Raw genomic sequence first — 15675 nt, forward strand, 5'->3', positions numbered from 1 at the left:
ACAAGACATGAAAGGTCACACAAACCCACAGGCGGCGTCGGTGTAGACTGCTCCAAACGTTTAAGGAGGCTGCGATGAGTTCGATTCTCTCCCTGCGCCATTACAGCCACGACCTGATATCCCACTGTCACGACCACCCGCAATTGGTGTTTGGCCTGTCCGGACAATTGGATTTCGAGGTGGATGGGCGTGGCAGCCAAGTGTCGCGACAGCATCTGGTGGTGATCCCCAGCGGGGCCCATCACGCCTGCGGCAGTCTGCTGGGCAGCGATTGTCTGGTGCTCGATGTACCGGACCAGGACTGGCTCGGGCAAACTCTTGGCGCTCATGCTGATGCCAGTCGACGTTTGCTCGACAATCCGGGCCGGCTGCAGCTCAATACACCCCAGAGCCAACTGGTGAGCTGGCTGGCCGCCAGCCCGGTCAGCGACCCGTTGATCGCTCAACAAGGCGCGATCCTGCTGCTGGCCAGTCTCAATACCACGACTCCAGCCCCGGTCATGCGGCGTCTACCGATGGCGGCGCTGGACGCGCATATCGACCGATATGCGGCTTATCCGCTACAAGTGGCTGACCTGGCGCATCTGACCGGGTTATCCACAGCCCGCCTGCATGCGCGGTTCCTCGCCGAGTGCGGGCAAACGCCGATGGATTACATCCGTGATCGACGCCTGCAACTGGCCCTGAGCCTGCTGCGCGAAACCTCGCTGGCCATCGGCGAAGTCGCCAGCCGTGTCGGTTATAGCTCGCAAAGCGCGTTCAGCGCAGCGATGTTGCGTTCATTCGGCGCAACACCCCGCACGCTGCGCCGCGAGTCTGGCGACAAATAACGCAAGAACCGCGACAGACAGCGGTCAGACAGGCGCTCTACACTTCGCTGACTTTTCCCGCGCTGTAAAAGCCTGACTGATAAGGACTGCAATGAACCACCGCTCCGCCCTTGGCGCTCTGCATATTGGTGCACTGATGTTCGGCCTGACCGGAGTGTTCGGTAAACTGGCCGCCGCCTCGCCGTCGATCATCGTGTTTGGCCGTGCGGCCTTTGCAGTGATCGCCCTGGCCTTTTTCGCCCGTTTCGCCAGCAACACCGCCTGGCAATCGCTGCGCGGCAGTGATTGGCGCCGACTGATTCTGGGGGGGTTGCTGCTGGCCGGGCACTGGGTGAGTTTTTTCATCGCCGTGAAAGTCGCCGGCGTGGCCGTAGCGACCCTGGGTTTTGCCAGCTTCCCTGCCTTTACCGTGATCCTCGAAGGGCTGATCTTCCGCGAGCGGATTCGCAGCAATGAAATCATCCTGGTGCTGCTGGTCAGCGTCGGGCTGGTGTTGGTCACCCCGGACTTCGACCTCGCCAGCCAGGCCACCAGCGGCCTGCTGTGGGCGGTATTGTCCGGCTTGCTGTTCTCGCTGTTGTCACTGACCAATCGTGCCAGCTCCGGGCGAATACCGGCCGTGCAAGCGGCGCTGTGTCAGAACGTGGTGGTCGCAGCGTGCCTGTTGCCAGCGGCAGCGCCGGCGTTGGGCAGCGTGGCGACCATTGATTGGCTGTGGATCGGCCTGCTCGGGGTGTTCTGTACTGGCGTGGCGCATAGCCTGTTCGTCGCCAGCCTGGCGGTGATCAAGGCACGCACCGCTGCGGTGGTGTTTGCCCTTGAGCCGGTGTACGGCATTACCTTCGCCTGGTTGCTGTTCGCCGAACAACCCACGATGCGCATGTTGCTGGGCGGTGCGTTGATCGTCGTCGCTATCGTAGTCTCGAGCCGACTGGGCGCTAAAACGGTCAAGCCAAAAACCTCCGCCGCTTCAGCGCACTGAATGCTTACGCCGTCGGGCGATCGTTATGCCCAAGGTCGCGCTGCGGGTCGATCTGGTCACGCACCCGTTGCTTGAGTACCTTGGCTTCCGGGAAACCGCCATCGGCCTTACGCTCCCAGATCTGCACGCCATCGCAGGTGATGCGAAACGCCCCGCCGGTGGCCGGCTCCAGGGAAACCTTGCCCAGATCGTCGGAAAACGTACTGAGCAACTCTTGAGCGAGCCAGGCTGCGCGCAATAGCCACTGACATTGCGTGCAGTAGGTGATGACAATTTCAGGTTTGGTAACAGGCAGCATTTAACTGATCCCCGCCAACAAATCCCTGGCCGTCCGCTGGTGGCCTTCATCGGCTTCCTTCATGACTTCCAGCAGCAGCTCACGCGCGTTATCCAGCTCGCCTTCATCAATCAGCACCTGAGCCTGGTTGATTTTGCCCAATGGCTCATCGGTCAGGTCGAGCACATCGAAGTCTGCCGAATCATCCATGAAGCCATCGAGAAATGCGTCATCCAGGGTGTCGCTGCCGGATTGAACCATCGGTTCGGGCTCGGCGAAGTCGCTGAGGAACTGCTCATCAGGCATTTCGAAGACTTCCGGAAACTCCGTCAGGTTGGACGCGAAGTCCGGGTCCATTGTCGGCGGTTGTTTCGGCTGTTCTTTGCTACGCTTGGCCGGCGTGGTTTCGAAAGGGTCGACCAGATCCCAATCCGCGTCCATCGACAAGTCATCCAGGTTCAACTGGAACTCGTCGGCGGGTTGTGGGCTCACCGCAGGCGACTCATCGAATCGGGCGTCAGACAGCTCAGGTGTTGGCTCTAGCTGAGATTCAGATTCAGGTTCCGACTCTGCTAATGGCATCCGCGTTGGTGCTGGCGCCGGCTTCGTCAGCAATTGCGGATAACGGGCGCGTATTTCCTGCAACTCATCCGCACTCACGCCTTGATCGAGCAATGCCTGCTCCTCGCGGTCAAAACCGTCGGCATCACCCTGCTCGGCCAGCAATTCGAGAATTCTCAGGCGCAGATCGGTACGTTGCGGCTGCTTTTCCAGCGCGGCGCGCAAAATACCCAGCGCCTCGGCGAACCGGCCGTAGGCGATATACATGCTTGCACCATCCAGCGCATCGGTGGCGGCACCGGCAAGACGCTGCCCATTTGATGGCGAAGCCGCGACGACAGCCGCTATGGGGGCAACCACAACCGCCGGGGTTTCAAACCCAGGTTCCGCCCTGGCCATCGGGGCTCTGGGCGCTGGCGTGTCGTGGACAGCCTGCACTGACAGCGCGTTTTTCAGCCGATTGCGCCGCACCGAATAAGCCAGTGCCAACAACAACAGCAGCACCAGCAGCGCCCCCAACAACAGGGTCATGAAGCCGAACGAATCCTCCTCTTCCGCCCCGGTTATCGGCGCAGTCGCCAGCGCAGGGACAACGACAGGTGCAGGCGCGACCGGTGCAACGGTTTTGCCAGTGGATGATTTGAGCTCAGCCAGCGCGGTTTGCAGCGCAATGACTTGTTTGTCCTTACCCGAGACCTGATCCTTAAGGCCTTGCAGCTGCCCTTTCAGATCGTCCACGGTTTTGACCAACTGCTGATTTTCAATAGCGCTGGCGGCCAGTTTCTCGGCGTTTTGCTGCTCGTCGCTCAGTGATGCCGCAACCGTAGTTGCAGTTGGAATTGCAGCCGCCTTGGAGGTCGGCTGTGTGGCTTGAGGGACAGCAGCCGTCGCAGGAGCTGGCGTGGAACGAGGCAGTACCGCGGTGTCGGGCAGCAACAGGCTCTGTCCGACTTTCAACCGAGTGCTGCTACCGCTGGAAAAAGCCTGGGGATTGAGCGCCTGAATGCCTCGGGTCAGTTCACTGGCGGAGGTTTTACTGCCCGGCCCTTGCAGACGCCTGGCAATCGAGCCCAGGTTATCGCCGCTGACAACCGTGTAGTGATTACCCTGCACCGCTTGCGGCGGCGCGACCGGCATCTGTGATTCAGCGATGTGCTGAGCGGCAGGCTCAACCCATCTGGAACGCGTCGCGGCTGCGCCTATCGCCGAATCCGGTGGATCGATCAACACCGTATACGCATGCATCAGATCGCCATTAGGGCGAGCCAATCGCACCAGAAAATTCAGATAAGGCTCAGTGACCGGCTTTCTCGACACCACGTGCACCACACCACTGTTGCCATGGATGGCAGTGGTGAAGCGCAGGTCATTGAAAAAAAACAGGCGGTCGATGCCGGCACGGCTAAAGGCTTCCGGCGAGGCAAGGCTCAGCCGAATGTCATCCGCGCTCAGGCCGGCGGTATCCACCAGCTCGATATCGGCATTGAACGGTTGATCCAATGCCGAATGCAGGGTGATATCGCCCAGCCCCAATGCCGGGGCCAGCGCCGAATAAAACAACGAAGTCGCGGCCGCAGCCACACACCACCGACGAACGATCTGCCCCAAGGGGCGACCGGCGCGCTCTAGCACGGCCTGAGAACTCTTCAGCATGAAAATCCTTATGAAAACCACAGCAGGCTTCTCAGCACATTCAACATCGACTCACAGATAGCGCAGTATGGGTGCAAATCAAGCATGTTGCTCGCCTGCTTTCAACAATGCTCAAGCTTATATAAATCGCCTGCGTTGCTGACCGTCGTACCTCAGGATTTTTCCAGGTTCGCCAGAATCCGAGCGTGAACCCGCATGCAGACTCGCAGCTCTTCTTCATCGATGCCGACGAACAGTTCATGACGCAAGGCCGTGGCGATCGTCTCGATCTTGTCGATCAGCGGACGCGCCGTAGCACTCAACAGAATTTTTTTCGCCCGCCGATCCTCGACCACCGCCTGACGCCGAACCAGACCCTGTGTTTCCAGGCTATCGAGCAACCGCGCGAGTGTCGGCCCTTCTACGCCGACACTCTGCGCCAACTCACGCTGGGTCGGCGGCTCATCGAAGCGGGCCAGGTGCAGCAATACCAGCCAGCGCGCCTGCGACAGGCCCAGGTCAGCCAGGCGCCGGTCCAGTTCGGCTCGCCAGCCACGGGACATGTGCGCCAGTTGCATACCGAAGCGGTGTTGATCAGTTAAAGGCATAGGAAACTCATGATTAAAGGCTTGTACTAATTATTAGCCAGCTAACCATGACGCCTGCACGGAGGCAAGCGTCGCCCTGTAGCGAATCGTCGCAGGGGGCATTTTGTGGGAGCAGGCTTGCAGTCCCGCTGCGAAGAAGTACACGCGGTCTGTCAGATAGACCGCGTCAAGCCATTCGCAGGCAAGCCTGCTCTCATCAAACAAGGGGCTTCACCGGATCAAGTGGGTGTTATGAGTTTTGGAGACGTTCCGGGTATAAATCCAAACCACCAAAATGAAAGTAAATGGCATTGCGAAAACGCTCCCGATTTCGAAACCCGCAAGAGCGTTGCTTGAGCCGTTGAATGCGTGCGTTCATGCTTTCTGCATGGCCGTTATGCAGGTTCAACACGATGGCGTTGACGATGCCCCACAGTCGTCGCTTGATCGTTTTGGCGACTTTCCACATCGGTGGCAGCCCACTGTTCAAGGCCCATTCCAGCCAGTGGTTCCACTGTTGTTCGACCTCATCCCGATCCTTACCTCGCCACAACTGCATGGCCAGATCCTTGATCGCCCAAGCTTTGGCTGTACGCAACGAACCCTCTCGCAACGACTCGAAGGTTGCCTGTTGCCGCTCGGTCATGTTTTCGGCCCGCTTAAGCCAGACGTATTTCGTGTTCTTGAGCACCGTGGAGCCTGCCTTTAGCAACTCGCGGTTCTCCATATGACGCACCCTGTCCAGCGCCTCACTCAACAGCTTGGCCACATGAAACTTGTCGAACGCTATTTTGTGCATGGCATCAGGAATATGACGTTGGGTCGCGCTGATGAAGGCGGGCCACATGTCCATCGAAACGCCTGTAATTGCTTGCTTCTGGTCACTATTGAGCTTCGTATAAAACGCTTCCAGGCTCTGGGTGAGGTTGCCGTCTTCCACATGCAAGACCTGACCCGTTGCGGGGTCGGTCACCACGGTGACGTACTCGCGACGCTTTTGAAACGAAGTCTCGTCCACGCATATCTGGGTCGGTGATAACGGTTTTCGACGCGCCAATCCGCGTCTGACGGCGCGAGCCATGATCCGGTCAATGCTGCCCCAGCTCGTCTGGAGTTGACGCGAGACCGCCTGAATACTGGCTTCCTGGATCCAGTTGATCACCAATGCTTCAAACATCAAGGTGAAATCTGAACCAGCGTCTGCCCACGGGACCTCGACAGTCACCACGCCATGCTCGGCGCAATGAACTCTGGGCACCTCAGCCTCTAGAATGGTCACGAACTGACACGTATCAAGATGCCGCCAACGACGTTTGCGTTTGTCATAACGCGAAGCGTGCAGGCCACATTGCGGACAGGTGAACGCAGCAGCATCAGATACTCCAACGCCGACAACGACTTGCCCCAACGCACGGTCAAGGTTAACTGCGACCACTTTCCACGGAGCCTGGAGCCCAAGAATTTGGGCATATAAATCAATATCTCTCATGGGGAGGAGAATAGATTACCCACTCAAAACGGTGAAGCCCCTCAAACAACCTATAAGCCGTTGAAAAATAAAGAGTATATTTTATGGAATTTTCAGCCTGACGCTAATTCCTTGTAGGAGCTGACTTGTCTGCGATCCAGTGCGAAGCGCTGGCAAAAATAGTGAATTCACCACCGCTGGAAGGTCCTTCGGCCCTTATCGCAGACAAGTCAGCTCCTACGCCCTCCGGGCAGAATCGAGCCCGTGTTTGCTGCGCGACAGCGCGGCGTCGAAGACGGGGCGGGCCCTCCCACAGGACTTTGTCAGACTTCGAATTCCGATTGCAGCGCCGCGCGCACGCAATACAGCACGCCTTCCGGCACCCGACCGGCGAATTGTTCGGCCACGGCGGCGACCGGCGGCAGTTCTCCTTCGCCATCAAGGAATGCGTCCTGGACCTCGCTGAGCAGATCTTCAGGTAAATCCAGCGCCTGCTCCAGTGACAGTTGCTGCTTGCCGATGGCCTCAGCCAGCATCGTGTAGACGTTCTTTTCCGAGCACTGCAATTGACCGGCGATCTGCATCGGGGTCATGCCGGCGCGGGCCAGACTGATCAACTCATGACGCAAGTCAGCAACGACTCTCGGCGCCTCGGCCGTGCCGCCGAGCACTTCGAGGAAGGCCTCGCCGTAACGCTCCAGCTTGCGCGCACCGACGCCACTGACCTGGGCCATTTCCGACAACGAACCGGGCTTGCTGCGCAGCATCTCGAGCAAGGTCGAATCGGGGAAGATGACGTAAGGCGGCACCCCATGCTCTTCGGCCAACTTGCGCCGCAGAGCGCGCAAGGCTTCCCACTGCTCGCGCTCTTCGCCGCGTACCAATTGGCTGGCCGGGCTGCCCGAACTGCTTTTCGAGGTGGTTTGCGGTTTCAAATCGCGGCGCAGTTCCAGGGTCACTTCGCCGCGCAGCAGTGGCCGGCACGTGTCGCTCAGACGCAGACCGCCGTAGCCTTCCAGATCGATATCGGCCAGGCCGCGCGCCACCAATTGCCGGAACAGCGAGCGCCATTCGCCTTCGGCACGCGCCTTGCCGACGCCGAACACCGCCAGGTGTTGATGCCCCGGCGCTTTCACTTTTTCGTTGTCGCGACCGAGCAACACGTCCACCAGATGCCCGACGCCGTAGCGCTGGCCTGTGCGGTAGATCGCCGACAGCGCCTGACGCGCAGGCTCGGTGGCGTCCCAGGTCTGCACGCCGTCGACGCAATTGTCGCAATGGCCGCATGGCTGGGGCATGTCTTCATCGAAATAGGCCAGCAACGTCTGCCGACGGCAGCGGGTTTCTTCGCAGAGCGACAACATGGCGTCGAGCTTGTGCTGCTCAAGGCGCTTGTGTCGCTCGTCACCTTCGGAGTTCTGCAGCATCTGCTTGAGCATCAACACGTCTTGCAGGCCGTAGGCCATCCAGGCGTCGGCGGGCAGGCCATCCCGACCGGAACGACCGGTCTCCTGGTAGTACGCCTCCAGCGACTTGGGCAAGTCCATATGGGCGACGAACCGCACGTTGGGCTTGTCGATGCCCATACCAAAGGCGATGGTCGCGACCATGATCAGGCCTTCCTCATTGAGGAAGCGCTTCTGGTTGGCGGCACGGGTTTCGTTGGGCAATCCGGCATGGTACGGCAACGCCGGGTAGCCGTTTTCACACAAAAAGGCCGCCACTTCATCGACCTTTTTGCGGGACAGGCAATAAACGATGCCCGCATCGCTACGGCGCTCGGAGAGGAACGCCAGCAGCTGTTTGCGCGGCTGTTCCTTGGGCACGATGCGATAAAAGATGTTGGGGCGGTCGAAACTGGAAAGAAAACGCTCGGCGTTCTGCAAATGCAGGCGCTCGACGATCTCTTCGCGGGTGCGTTTATCAGCCGTGGCGGTCAGGGCGATGCGCGGCACATCTGGGAACAACTCGGCGAGTTGCCCCAATTTCAGGTATTCGGGACGGAAATCGTGACCCCATTGAGACACACAGTGGGCTTCATCGATGGCGAACAGGGCGATTTGCAGATTCTGCAGGAAGGCCAGCATCCGCGGCTGGACCAGACGCTCGGGCGCCAGGTAGAGCATTTTGATCTCACCCAGGCGAATCCGGTTGGCCAGATCCCGCTGTTGCTCGGCGCTCAGCGTCGAGTTCAGGGCGGCCGCCGAAACCCCCAGTTCTTCCAGGGTCGCGACCTGATCGTCCATCAAGGCAATCAGCGGTGAAACCACCACCGCCAGCCCTTCACGCAACAAGCCAGGCACCTGAAAACACAAGGACTTGCCACCACCGGTGGGCATCAACACCAAGGCATCGCCGCCACTGGCAACGCGTTCAATAATGGCACCCTGGCGACCACGGAAACTGTCGTAGCCGAAGATGTCTTTAAGTACGCGTTGAGCCTGTTCGAGCATAGAAACCCCACAATATTGCAGAAACAACCCTGCTAAAGCCCGTCGCGATCGCTACCGGCTTCACAAAGCGCGGCATTATACCCGAGGGTTTCCAGGCAAAGGACAGTGGCTGCACCACTGGTCCAAATTAAACATGTAACAGCTTCTAATAGCCTCTTTGCTGGCGCGCAGGCCATACACAGCCTAGAATTCAGCATCGTTTATTCCCAAGGTAGTCCGCAATGTCCTTCGCTGAGCAACTAACCCGCCTGCAAGTCTTCCTCGACGCTGACGAGCTGCACGACGAAGCGCTGGACTATGTGGCCGCCAACGGCTACCTGACCGCGCTGTCGATCTGTGCCGAGTCGGTACCAGAACGTGAGTGGATCGACGCGCTGTTCTCCGAGCCACCGCATTACACCGACGACGCCCAGCGCGCAGACATCGAAGCCACGCTGATCCAGCTGCAGGCGCATATCGCGCGCCAACTGGCTTCCGATGAAGAGTTCGAGCTGCCGTGCGACCTGGACCTGGGCGACGATCCAGACGATTCCGAACTGCGCGGCTGGTGCATCGGCTTCATGGAAGGCGTGTTCCTGCGTGAAAACGCCTGGTTCGAAAGCGCCGAGGAAGAAGTCAGCGAAATGCTGCTGCCGATCATGGTCGGTTCGGGTCTGTTCGACGAGCAGCCGGAATTCTCCGACATCGCCCAGGATGCCAATCTGATGGACGATATGATCGTGCAAATTCCTGAGGCGCTGACCGCTCTGTACCTGCTCTGCCAGGCGCCAGACGAGAAGCCGGCGATTCTCAAGCCTCGCCATCATTAACCATTCGCAGGCAAGCCTGCTCCCACAGGGGATCGCGGTTCTTTGTGAAAGAGCAGTCTGTGGGAGCAGGCTTGCAACTACGCGTCCCGCTGCGAAAGCGGGCTCTTTGCCGCCGCTTTACTTCACCGCTTCAAACAACCCCGTTGCACCCATTCCACCACCCACGCACATGGTCACGATGCCGTAGCGCAGGTTGCGGCGTTGCAGTTCGCGGACCAGATGACCGACCTGACGTGAGCCGGTCATGCCGAACGGGTGGCCGATGGAGATCGAGCCGCCGTTGAGGTTGTATTTGGCGTTGTCGATTTCCAGCCGGTCGCGGGCGTACAGGCACTGCGAAGCGAAGGCTTCGTTGAGTTCCCACAGGTCGATATCAGCGACTTGCAGGCCCTTGGCCTTGAGCAGTTTGGGCACCGAAAACACCGGGCCAATGCCCATCTCGTCCGGTTCGCAACCTGCCACGGTGAAGCCACGGAAGAACGCGCGTGGTTTCAGGCCCAGTTCCAGGGCTTTCTCCAGGCTCATCACCAGCGTCATCGAGGCGCCATCGGAGAGCTGCGACGAGTTGCCTGCGGTCACCGAACCGTCTTCGGCGAACACCGGCTTCAGACCCACCAGGCTCTCCAGCGTGGTGTCCGGACGGTTGCAATCGTCACGATCTACGATGCCTTCAACCAGGCTTACCGCACCGGTGTTTTTGTCCTCGACGCGATAAGTCACGGCCATTGGCACGATTTCATCGTCGAACAGCCCGGCCGCCTGAGCCGCCGCCGTGCGCTGCTGGCTCTGCAGTGCATACAGGTCTTGTTGCTCGCGGCTGACGTGGTAGCGGCGCGCGACGATCTCGGCAGTCTGACCCATGGGGAAATAGATCCCCGGCACTTGCTCCTTGAGCAGCGGGTTGATCAAGTTGTCGGTGTTGACGCTCTTCATGGTCAGGCTGATGGATTCGACACCGCCAGCCACGATGATATCGCTGCAACCGGAGGCAATCTGGTTGGCGGCAATGGCGATGGCTTGCAAGCCCGAGGAGCAGTAACGGTTGAGGGTCATGCCGGGAACGTGGATGCCCAGTTTCGACAGCACTGCCACGTTGCGCCCGATGTTGTACCCCTGTGCGCCTTCGTTGGAGCCCGCACCGACAATGCAGTCCTCGACCAGCGCCGGGTCCAGGCCATTGCGCGTCAACAGCGCGTTGACGCAATGAGCCGCCATGTCATCAGGGCGGGTCTGGTTGAACTTGCCGCGAAAAGACTTGGCCAGACCAGTCCGTACGCTATCGACAATCACCACTTCACGCATGGCACATCTCCGTTCTTGTTGTTGATGAGAAGGCATTCAGCATAGGGTCAGACATTCCCACTCCGCGATGATCATTCACTGGCTGTATGCAAAATCATCGGCTCAATTGGACTTCTTGTCCTTGTCGAAGGCCGCTTCCAAAGCGTTATTGATCGTGCGCAATACCTTGACCCGTGCCCAGCGTTTGTCATTGGCCTCGACCAGCGTCCACGGGGCGATTTCGGTGCTGGTGCGGTCGACCATATCGATCACGGCCTCGCGGTATTGCGGCCATTTTTTGCGATTGCGCCAGTCGTCCTCGGTGATTTTGAAGCGCTTGAACGGAATCTTCTCCCGCGCCTCGAAGCGCTCCAGTTGGGTTTGCTCATCAATGGCCAGCCAGAACTTCACCACCACCACGCCGGCATCGGTCAGTTGTTCTTCGAAATCGTTGATCTCGCTGTAAGCCCGCAGCCAGTCCGCCGTGCTGCAAAAACCTTCGACCCGCTCCACCAACACCCGGCCGTACCACGAACGGTCGAACACGGTGAACTTGCCCCGCGCCGGAATCTGCCGCCAGAAACGCCACAGATAGGGCTGCGCGCGTTCGTCTTCGGAGGGTGCGGCAATCGGCACGATGCGGTACTGCCGAGGGTCCAGTGCCGCTGCGACCCGGCGAATAGCCCCGCCTTTGCCGGCCGCATCGTTGCCTTCGAAGACCGCCACCAGCGCATGTTTACGCATGCGTTTATCACGCATGTTGCCCGACAGGCGCGCCTGTTCGGTGATCAGTTGTTCCTCGTAATCTTCTTTCTCCAGATGCTGAGTCATGTCGAGGCTGCTCAGCAGGCTGAGTTCATCACCCTCCCTGCCCATCAACGATCGCGCCGGCAGCGGCCCGACGGTTTGCGGACCTTGATCAGGCTTGTTGTTGGCCAAGGCTGCCTGCATTCCTTCGAGCAACAGTCGCCCAGTGGTCAGGCTGCGGTAATGCGGGTTCATGCCTTCAATCACATGCCAGGGCGCGTATTCACGGCTGGTGCGGCGCAGTACCCGCTCTCCGTAGCGCACGAATTTGTCGTAGGTTTTTGATTGCTGCCAGTCCAGCGGGCTGATGCGCCAGCTGTGCAACGGGTCATCTTCAAGCAACTTGAGCCGGGCTTTCATCTGTTTCTTGGACAGGTGAAACCAGAACTTGAAGATCAATGCGCCCTCATCACAGAGCATTTTTTCCAGACGTTCGGCACCATTGATTGCCTGATCGAGCACCGCCTCCTTGAACTCGCCGTGCACCCGGCCCTGAATCATCTGGCTGTACCAATTGCCAAAGAAAATCCCCATGCGTCCTTTGGCCGGCAACTGCCGCCAATAACGCCAGGCGGGCGGGCGGGCCAGTTCTTCATCGGTTTGCTGATCGAACGTGCGTACCTCGATCAGCCGCGGGTCCATCCATTCGCTGAGCAGCTTGATTGTCTCGCCCTTACCCGCGCCTTCGATGCCGTTGATCAACACGATCACCGGAAAACGTGACTGTTGCTTGAGCTCAAATTGCGCGTCGAGCAATGCCTCGCGCAGGGCGGGCACCTCGGCGTCGTAGGTTTCTTTGTCGATGGCGTGACCGATTTCGGCGGATTCGAACATGCACAACTCTCCTTCAAGATCGCCCAAGACTAGGCTCTGTACGAAAAGTCGCCGAGCGAAGGTCAGGCAAGGCAAAAACAGGCGAGGAAGCGGAGTCTACGTGTTGTAAATGAGCATTCCGAGCCTGTTTTTAACGCAGCATCACCGAGCGCAGGCACTTTTCGTACAGAGCCTAGCGGATCGCATGGATCAGTGCTGGCTAAGACAGCCAATCATTGCGATGGGTCAATTGAATGGGTTTCAGGCGCCGCATCTTGCCCCCGTGCGCCCTCGCCGGCTCGACGATTGCGTTAAGATGTCACGCTCCTGCCGCCGCCGAGCCGAACATGACCCTCACACCCCACGCCCAGATCGACTGGGATGAACAGGGCCGACCACACTCGCAAACATTCGATGATGTGTATTTCTCCACCGAATCCGGTCTGGACGAAACCCGGCACGTCTTCCTGAAACAGAATGATCTGGAAAACCGTTTCACCGCGCTGCCTTCGGGCGGGCGCTTGATGATTGGTGAGACCGGCTTCGGCACCGGCTTGAATTTTCTCTGCGCCTGGCAGCTGTTTGCCCAATGCGCCGCAGCCGATGCGCGGCTGCATTTCGTCAGCGTCGAGAAATTCCCGCTGACCCGCAGCGACCTGCAACGCGCCCTCGCCTTGTGGCCTGAACTGGCACCCTTTGCCGAGCAACTGCTCGATCAGTACATCGCCGTGCATGAAGGCTTTCAGCGGTTGGTGTTCGAAGGCGGACGCGTGACCTTGACCCTGCTGATCGGCGATGCCTTGCAGATGTTGCCGCAGCTGGATGGGCAGATCGATGCGTGGTTTCTCGACGGTTTCGCGCCGGCGAAAAACCCGGAGATGTGGACCCCCGAACTGTTCGCCGAACTGGCGCGGTTGGCGGCGCCGGGTTCGACCCTCAGCACCTTCACCAGCACCGGCTGGGTTCGTCGCGCGCTGAATGCGGCAGGCTTCAAGATGAAGCGCACGCCGGGAATCGGCCATAAATGGGAAGTACTGCGCGGGGTGTTTCTCGGCTGGCCTGAAGACCTGCCCAAGCCCGCGGTCGCCAAGCCCTGGTTCGCCCGCCCGACACCGATCACGACTCAACGCAAGGCGCTGGTGATCGGTGCCGGGCTGGCCGGTTGTGCGACCGCCGCCAGCCTCGCGGCGCGGGGTTGGCAAGTCAGTTTGCTGGAGCGCCGCAGCGATCTGGCGCAGGAAGCTTCGGGCAATCCGCAAGGCGTGCTGTACCTGAAACTCTCCGCCCACGGCACTGCGTTGTCGCAGCTTATTTTGAGCGGCTTCGGCCACACCCGTCGCCTGCTCGAGCGCCTGCAACGTGGCCTCGATTGGGATGGCTGCGGCGTGTTGCAACTGGCCTTCAATGACAAGGAAGCCGAACGTCAGGCGCAGTTGGCGCAAGCGTTTCCTGCGGATCTGTTGCAGCTCGTGGACCAGTCTACGGCTCAGGCCCGTGCCGGAATCGAGCTGGCCTCCGGTGGTTTGTTTTTCCCCGAGGGTGGTTGGGTACATCCGCCGACGCTGTGCCGGTTTCAGGCCACACACCCGAACATTCAGCTGTTGGCGCATCACGATGTGCTGGAACTGCGCCGCAACGGTGAACACTGGCAGGCCTGGGATGGCGAGCGACTGCTCGACGAAGCACCGGTGGTGGTATTGGCCGGGGCGGCCGAGGTCAAGCGTTTCCCGGCCAGCGCCGAATTACCGCTCAAACGCATTCGTGGGCAGATCACCCGACTCGCCCAAACAGCAGCGAGTGCAACCTTGAGCACCGTGGTCTGCGCCGAAGGTTATGTAGCGCCCGCCCGTTTGGGCGAACACACACTGGGGGCCAGCTTCAATTTCAAGAGCGATGACCTGACGCCGACCACTGCCGACCATTTGGACAATCTGCAATTGCTACAGGAAATATCTACAGACTTGGTAGGACGTCTCGGTGCCGACACCTTATCGCCAGAGCACTTGCAGGGCTTCGCCGGGTTCCGCTGTACCAGCCCGGATTACCTGCCCATCGTCGGCCCGCTGGCGGACAAGGACGCCTTCGTCGACGCCTACGCCGTGCTCGGCAAAGACGCCCGCCAAGTGCCGGATATTGAATGCCCGTGGCTCGATGGTCTGTACATCAACAGCGGCCACGGCTCGCGCGGCCTGATCACCGCGCCGCTGTCCGGCGAATTGCTGGCGGCCTGGCTGGACAACGAACCCCTGCCATTGCCCCGAAGTGTGGCCGAGGCCTGTCATCCGAATCGGTTTGCGTTGCGGGGGTTGATTCGCGGGAAGATTTGAAACTATTCGCAGGCAAGCCTGCTCCCACAGGATGATGTCAGGCACAGATTGTGTGTCTGGCACTTATCCTCCGTGGGAGCAGGCTTGCAACTACGCGTCCCGCTGCGAAGAATTCAACACGGTCCACCTGACACAACAGCTATCCTCTGCCCCACCCCTTTGTCAGGCGAGTGATTCCATGCTTCAGGTGCAAGGCGTGTTCAAGAGTTATGCGACACCACAAGGCCCGCTGGCGGTGTTGCAGGGTGTCGACTTGCAGCTCGAACACGGCAGCAGTCTGGCGCTGATGGGGGAATCGGGCAGCGGCAAAAGCACCTTGCTGCATCTGGTGGCCGGGCTGGATCAGGTCGATCGCGGCAGTATCCGCATCGGCGGGCGCCGTCTGGATCAGATGAACGAAGCGCAGCTTGCAAACTGGAGGCGCACTGAAATCGGCCTGGTGTTTCAGCAGTTCAACCTGATCAGCAGCCTGCGGGTCGAAGACAATCTGGCGTTTCAGGCGCGGCTGGCCGGACGCTATCAGCCGGTCTGGCAAGCGCAATTGATCGAACGGCTGGGACTGGGCGCACTGCTCAAGCGTTACCCGGAACAACTGTCTGGCGGCCAGCAACAACGGGTCGCCCTCGGCCGCGCTCTGGCGTTGCGCCCCGGCCTGCTGTTGGCCGACGAACCCACCGGCAACCTGGATGAAGCCACCAGCGATGAAGTCCTGCAGTTGCTCCTGGATCTGCTGAACGACAGCCCGACCAGCCTGTTGATGGTTACCCACAGCCCACGAATCGCAGCTCGGCTGGAAAAAAAGGTGCTGCTGCATAACGGGCGTGTGGCCGACGCAGGCGAGCGCTGAA

General features: G+C 59.8%; 12 protein-coding genes. 5 read left to right on the top strand and 7 right to left on the bottom strand.

Annotated elements, in window-relative coordinates:
- Nucleotides 1–74: 74 nt before the first annotated feature.
- Together AC1MEE_RS17430 and AC1MEE_RS17435 are read left to right on the top strand one after the other, a co-directional pair.
- Nucleotides 75–830, top strand: a complete 756-nt coding sequence (locus AC1MEE_RS17430) for an AraC family transcriptional regulator (protein ID WP_480410840.1) — start codon at nucleotides 75–77, stop codon at nucleotides 828–830.
- 91 nt (nucleotides 831–921) lie between these two features.
- Complete coding sequence (locus tag AC1MEE_RS17435) at nucleotides 922–1812, top strand: DMT family transporter (protein ID WP_480410841.1); 891 nt, start codon at nucleotides 922–924, stop codon at nucleotides 1810–1812.
- 4 nt (nucleotides 1813–1816) lie between these two features.
- On the opposite strand, the gene AC1MEE_RS17440 is transcribed toward AC1MEE_RS17435, so the two are convergent.
- The 5 genes from AC1MEE_RS17440 to recQ form a co-directional block, all read right to left on the bottom strand.
- Complete coding sequence (locus AC1MEE_RS17440) at nucleotides 1817–2107, bottom strand: Rdx family protein (RefSeq protein ID WP_480416260.1); 291 nt, start codon at nucleotides 2105–2107, stop codon at nucleotides 1817–1819.
- A 3-nt stretch (nucleotides 2108–2110) separates the two neighbouring features.
- Nucleotides 2111–4303, bottom strand: a complete 2193-nt coding sequence (locus tag AC1MEE_RS17445) for a FimV/HubP family polar landmark protein (RefSeq protein WP_480410842.1) — start codon at nucleotides 4301–4303, stop codon at nucleotides 2111–2113.
- Nucleotides 4304–4455: 152 nt separating this feature from the next.
- Nucleotides 4456–4890, bottom strand: a complete 435-nt coding sequence (locus AC1MEE_RS17450; RefSeq protein WP_480410843.1) for a MarR family transcriptional regulator — start codon at nucleotides 4888–4890, stop codon at nucleotides 4456–4458.
- 229 nt (nucleotides 4891–5119) lie between these two features.
- The gene (locus tag AC1MEE_RS17455) at nucleotides 5120–6358 is read right to left on the bottom strand and encodes an ISL3 family transposase (RefSeq protein ID WP_480410844.1); all 1239 of its coding nucleotides are present in this window, start codon (nucleotides 6356–6358) and stop codon (nucleotides 5120–5122) included.
- A gap of 302 nt (nucleotides 6359–6660) precedes the next feature.
- Nucleotides 6661–8790, bottom strand: coding sequence for a DNA helicase RecQ (recQ, locus tag AC1MEE_RS17460; protein WP_480410845.1), 2130 nt, complete (start codon nucleotides 8788–8790; stop codon nucleotides 6661–6663).
- 221 nt (nucleotides 8791–9011) lie between these two features.
- On the opposite strand from recQ, the gene AC1MEE_RS17465 reads away from it, so the two are divergent.
- Complete coding sequence (locus AC1MEE_RS17465) at nucleotides 9012–9599, top strand: UPF0149 family protein (RefSeq protein WP_480410846.1); 588 nt, start codon at nucleotides 9012–9014, stop codon at nucleotides 9597–9599.
- Nucleotides 9600–9716: 117 nt separating this feature from the next.
- Here AC1MEE_RS17465 and AC1MEE_RS17470 read toward each other — a convergent pair whose 3' ends face one another.
- Both AC1MEE_RS17470 and pap read right to left on the bottom strand, forming a co-directional pair.
- Entirely contained in the window at nucleotides 9717–10901 is a 1185-nt protein-coding gene (locus tag AC1MEE_RS17470; protein ID WP_480410847.1) for a thiolase family protein, read from the bottom strand.
- A 102-nt stretch (nucleotides 10902–11003) separates the two neighbouring features.
- On the bottom strand, nucleotides 11004–12521 hold the full coding sequence (pap, locus tag AC1MEE_RS17475; protein WP_480410848.1) for a polyphosphate:AMP phosphotransferase: 1518 nt from the start codon (nucleotides 12519–12521) through the stop codon (nucleotides 11004–11006).
- 326 nt (nucleotides 12522–12847) lie between these two features.
- Between pap and mnmC the strand changes: the two genes are divergently transcribed.
- Both mnmC and AC1MEE_RS17485 read left to right on the top strand, forming a co-directional pair.
- Nucleotides 12848–14827 (top strand): bifunctional tRNA (5-methylaminomethyl-2-thiouridine)(34)-methyltransferase MnmC2/FAD-dependent 5-carboxymethylaminomethyl-2-thiouridine(34) oxidoreductase MnmC1, encoded by a 1980-nt coding sequence (gene mnmC, locus AC1MEE_RS17480; protein ID WP_480410849.1) that lies wholly within the window; start codon nucleotides 12848–12850, stop codon nucleotides 14825–14827.
- 178 nt (nucleotides 14828–15005) lie between these two features.
- Entirely contained in the window at nucleotides 15006–15674 is a 669-nt protein-coding gene (locus AC1MEE_RS17485) for an ABC transporter ATP-binding protein (RefSeq protein WP_480410850.1), read from the top strand.
- The last annotated feature ends 1 nt before the right edge of the window (nucleotide 15675 follow it).

This window comes from Pseudomonas sp. ASL3 (genome assembly GCF_056680425.1).